The organism is Vulcanisaeta distributa JCM 11216 (genome assembly GCF_001315985.1).
Taxonomy (GTDB): Archaea; Thermoproteota; Thermoprotei; order Thermoproteales; family Thermocladiaceae; genus Vulcanisaeta; species Vulcanisaeta distributa_E.
On sequence record NZ_BBBI01000065.1, the window covers coordinates 1 to 507 of the forward strand.

Consider the following 507-nt stretch of genomic DNA (forward strand, 5'->3'; position numbering starts at 1 on the left):
TTATTCTCCTCCCATAGCCTATTCACGTCAACCCTAAGAGCCTCGTAACCCTCACGGAGTGACTTGACCTCCTGCCAAAGCCTTTCAATGTTTTCATTAATCCTCCTAACCTCCTGCCATAGTTTGTTGTTTTCCTCCCATAGTTTGTTTATGTCGGTTCTCATGGCATCCTGACCCTCCCTTAAGGCCTTTGTCTCCTGCCACAACTTATTATTCTCCTCCCAAAGCCTCTCCTGGCCCTCCCTCAAAGCCTTAATCTCCTCCCAAATCTTGTTGTTCTCCTGCCAAAGCCTGTTCTGATCCTCCCTCAAAGCCCTAACCTCCTGCCAAAGCTTTTCCTGACCCTCGGCGAGTCTTTGGACGGTCTTGGTCAACTCATTAATGGCATTGATTAATTGCTTAATCGATGATTGAACATCAGTAATACCCAAAAGCCCCCCATCACAGCAAGCCTAAACTCCTCATCCTCCCTCAACAAACGCAAAAAATCACCACGAAAAGACATTT

Annotated in this window: 1 pseudogene; it reads right to left on the minus strand. The window is 46.7% G+C overall.

What is annotated here, in order from left to right:
* Positions 1-431: pseudogene (locus JCM11216_RS14225) on the minus strand (hypothetical protein); the annotation flags it as partial.
* Between the last annotated feature and the right edge of the window lie 76 nt (positions 432-507).